1 protein-coding gene is annotated in these 1,218 nt (G+C 56.4%); it reads right to left on the reverse strand.

The features are described 5' to 3' along the window. Nucleotides 1-35: 35 nt before the first annotated feature. A protein-coding gene (locus tag FDW98_RS14365) for an IS3 family transposase (protein ID WP_201304748.1) occupies nt 36-1,171 on the reverse strand; the annotation gives its coding sequence in 2 pieces (ribosomal slippage) (nt 36-925 and nt 925-1,171; 1,137 coding nt in all). Between the last annotated feature and the right edge of the window lie 47 nt (nt 1,172-1,218).

The raw sequence follows: 1,218 nt of genomic DNA on the forward strand, positions 1-1,218 counted from the left end.
TGGACTGACCCCACGCCCGTAGACAAATTCTGTCCTCACGACGAGGCCTGTTCGAAGGCCTCCGGACTGACGCCGCCGAGGTGACTGTGGCGCCGGGCCCGGTTGTAGAACACTTCAATGTAATCGAAGATATCCGCCCGGGCTAGATCCCGGGTTTTGTATATTCTCTTCCTGATGCGCTCTTTTTTCAGTGAACTGAAGAACGATTCGGCCACCGCATTATCCCAGCAGTTGCCACGCCGGCTCATGCTCGGGACTAGGTTATTAGCCCGGCAGAAGCGCTGCCAGTCGTCACTGCCGTACTGGCTTCCCTGGTCTGAGTGCACGATGACCTCGCCGTCGGGTTTACGTCGCCAGACCGCCATCATCAGTGCATCCAGCGCCAGTTCGCGTGAGAGAGTGGGCTTCATCGACCAGCCCACCACGTTACGGGCGAAGAGATCGATAACCACCGCCAGATACAGCCAGCCCTGCCAGGTGCGGATATAAGTAATGTCGGTGACCCAGACCTGATTGGCCCGGACAACAGTAAACTGCCGCTGCACGCGATTAGGGGCAACCACTGAAGGTCTGCCAGCGATACGACGCGGCGCTTTATAGCCGCGCACGGCTTTAATCCGGTTCAGTTGCATAATACGGCCCACCCGGTTTTTACCGCAGGTTTCCCCGATTTCGTTCAGGTCGCCATGAACCCGCCGGTAACCGTATACGCCTCCGCTCAGTGAATAGGAGTCACGGATAAGCGTCAGCAGACGCTGATTATCTTTATCACGTGCCGAGACCGGGTTATGCAGCCACGCGTAGAACCCGGCCCGGGCGACATCCAGTACCCGACACATTGTCATCACACCCCATACAGTGCGGTGCTCATTGATAAAGCGGTACTTCAGTCGGGCTCCCTTGCAAAGTACCGCGCGGCCTTTTTCAGGATATCCCGTTCTTCTTCGGTACGTTTTAGCTGCGCCCGTAGTTTCAGGATCTCGCTTTTGGCTTCCAGTAAATCCCGGGCATGCTGCTCGCTGTTATCCGGTTTGATAGCCCGTAGCCACTTGTAGAGGCTATGGGCAGAAACGCCCAGACGGTCAGATACTTCGGCAACGGAATAACCGCGTTCCGTTATCTGTCGGACGGCTTCTTCCTTAAATTCAGGTGTAAATCGTGGTGTGCCCATATGCTCCCCCTATGCTCAAACTATAGGGCAGGATCGTCTACCGGGGT

The organism is Citrobacter sp. wls711, assembly GCF_005281055.1.
Taxonomy (GTDB): domain Bacteria; phylum Pseudomonadota; class Gammaproteobacteria; order Enterobacterales; family Enterobacteriaceae; genus Citrobacter; species Citrobacter gillenii.